Raw genomic sequence first — 2,471 nt, 5'->3', positions numbered from 1 at the left:
CCAAACAACGATTTAGCCGTTCATAATGGGGAATTTCATTTCGTTGAAATTGGGGAAATTTGAATCGTTGTTGACAGTGCCTACTCTTTAGCAAAACAACAGCAACTTACAGGGTATATCGTTTTAACAAACTCGGCTGCTCCTATGAAAAATATATATACGCTCGCTCATGAAATTGGTCATATTTTATTTACAAGACGTGTTCACGGAAAACTTACTCACGCAGATCCTCATTCCCCAACTGGCTCGGAGCACCATCCTTCTCCAACAAATCTTATGTATCCGATCGTCCCTCGCCCTGAAAATGTCCATATTCAGTCTCTATTAACGAACGAACAAAAAGCTCTCTCTTTACAAAGCTCTTTATTGCAAAGAAAAAAACAGTAACGCCCTTGTTACTGTTTAAAACAATAGATTCCAATCAATAAATCACATTCCGGCTGCAACGGATGCAAATATACAACTAAACATAAATACAATTACTCTAAAAATCTCTATATAATATTTCTTTGGAAATATTTTTTTGCATATCCAGAGCAGCCACTTTCCTATTAAACCGAAGAACAAAACATATCACAATATTATAATATAAAATACAAATATGATTATCCTTTGTATTTCTAGAGCTTCTTCTTAGAAATACACTCTTACTATTTGTTCAACCATAAATATCATAAAAATTGGGATTCCTAAAACAAGTAAACCAATCCAACCAAGAGACCGAACATTCACAATCGTTGTTATCAATAGCATAACTCCTCCAATTAAATATCTTCCTAATTGAGGGAGTTCATATAAAGGAAAACTGTACCAACCCTTTAAGAACATTATTAATATTGGTAAATAAGTGAGTATTACTGCTCCAAATAGCAGTAAACCTTTTTTCAACATACTCCTTTGAAAACTAGCACCTCTTAAAAATAAAACCCCTCCCATAATCATTAACAGTAAGATAACCGGATATCCGATTAATCCTATTAAAGAAATGGTATAAGGTTCATTTAAATTTCGAAATAAAAGATCTGGAATAGTCCAATAGCATAATATACTCATAACAGCTGTAGCTAGCCATCCTAAATTCCATTTATAATCAACTTGCATTTCTTTTACAAGTTGATTTGCATATTCCTTTGGTGAATCACCAAATATATCCTCTACATTCTTGCCTCTTTTTTCACCTTCAGTTAAATGCAATTCTGCATCTTCTAAAAAGGATTCAATATCTTTTTCACTTATCCCCTTTGCCGTTAAATAAGTACCTGTATTTGCAAGGAAATCTCGTGACTCTTGAGAAAGCATCGCATTCCCTCCTTCCAAATTACTAGTTTACACTTTTTCTCTCCTCATTTTTGAAAGACCATCGCATTAATACATATAAACTTCCATACAGAAGTAAAGATTCTAACATTCCCATGTATGGACTTTTTTCTCCCAATCCTTTAAATACAAACATAATGAATAGCGGGACAATAACAGTTAATATCCCAATCCAGCCAAGTATGTATGCTTCTCCAATTAACAGTACTAACAAGATAACTCCAGCTAGTATATAACTTTGTATAGTCGTTAATTGTAATACAGGTGTCCCATACCATTTATTCATAAACATTAATAATACTAGTAATAAAATCGGTAGCAATGCTGCTACATAAATAATGCTAAATTCTTTTATTTTACTCTTAAATGATGACATTTTAAAAGCAAATATAATTCCTACAATCGTAATCATTAAAACAATTGGGTATCCAATTAATTGTACATTCGTTAATGTAAATTCATGATTTGGGCTTTCAAATAAAATATTTGTAAGTAACCAATACCCGCCAATACCAATTATCATTCCTAAAATACTCTTTATACTCCCGCCTTTATCTTTCTCCATCTCTTTCGCTAATTCTTCCGCATACTCTTTTGGCGAATCACCAAATATATCACTTACCGTTTTCCCTTCTTTCTCACCTTCAATTAAATGAAGTTCTGCATCTTCTAAAAAAGCGTCAACATCTTCTTCTTTCATTCCTTTCGTTATTAAATACACTTTCGTATCAATTAAAAATTTTTCTCCTTCTTTAGAAATCTGCATGATAATCCCTCCCTTATTTAATCGCTTCTCTTCTATTCGTCTTCATCATAATTTCAAGGAAAATTAAAATAAACAAACTTCCGTATAAACATATAATTTGAAATAACATTGGAACAAGGTCTTCTGATGTAAATGTTTTAAACACTAACATAATAGAAAGCGGGATGATTAAATATAAGTTTTTAAACCATCCATTAAAATATATATTTATTGCTACTGTAATGATGAAAATACTACCAGCTAATATATAACTTTGCATTTGGGTGAATATAAACATTTTTGTAGGATAAATCACATCTAATATCGTTACAGCCCCATGCCCATCAACTTAAGAATTTTCACTACCCCCAAGTGACAAAAAACGTTATTCTTTCTAAAAAGCTAGCTA

General features: G+C 31.9%; 2 protein-coding genes and 3 pseudogenes. 1 reads left to right on the top strand and 4 read right to left on the bottom strand.

The annotated features are described in order from the left end of the window. Window positions 1-66: 66 nt before the first annotated feature. Window positions 67-387: pseudogene (locus PDQ33_RS28700) on the top strand (DUF955 domain-containing protein); the annotation flags it as partial. A 42-nt stretch (window positions 388-429) separates the two neighbouring features. On the opposite strand, the pseudogene PDQ33_RS28695 reads toward PDQ33_RS28700, so the two are convergent. The 4 genes and pseudogenes from PDQ33_RS28695 to PDQ33_RS28680 form a co-directional block, all read right to left on the bottom strand. Beyond that, window positions 430-573, bottom strand: a pseudogene (locus tag PDQ33_RS28695) (DNA-binding protein); the annotation flags it as partial. A gap of 60 nt (window positions 574-633) precedes the next feature. Continuing rightward, a complete protein-coding gene (locus PDQ33_RS28690) occupies window positions 634-1,299 on the bottom strand; it encodes a DUF1129 domain-containing protein (protein ID WP_270393549.1) in 666 nt (221 codons plus the stop codon). 22 nt (window positions 1,300-1,321) lie between these two features. Continuing rightward, the gene (locus tag PDQ33_RS28685) at window positions 1,322-2,083 is read right to left on the bottom strand and encodes a DUF1129 domain-containing protein (RefSeq protein ID WP_061132244.1); all 762 of its coding nucleotides are present in this window, start codon (window positions 2,081-2,083) and stop codon (window positions 1,322-1,324) included. A 13-nt stretch (window positions 2,084-2,096) separates the two neighbouring features. Continuing rightward, window positions 2,097-2,399: pseudogene (locus PDQ33_RS28680) on the bottom strand (HAAS domain-containing protein); the annotation flags it as partial. Between the last annotated feature and the right edge of the window lie 72 nt (window positions 2,400-2,471).

It is taken from the genome of Bacillus cereus group sp. Bc031, from assembly GCF_027716265.1.
Lineage (GTDB): Bacteria > Bacillota > Bacilli > Bacillales > Bacillaceae_G > Bacillus_A > Bacillus_A paranthracis.
This window is presented reverse-complemented; position numbering and strand designations above follow the sequence as displayed.

What these genes read in the sequence shown, in the direction of transcription:
- PDQ33_RS28690 (WP_270393549.1), bottom strand. Translation starts at nt 1,299, where the DNA reads ATGCTTTCTCAAGAGTCACGAGATTTCCTTGCAAATACAGGTACTTAT.
- PDQ33_RS28685 (WP_061132244.1), bottom strand. Translation starts at nt 2,083, where the DNA reads ATGCAGATTTCTAAAGAAGGAGAAAAATTTTTAATTGATACGAAAGTG.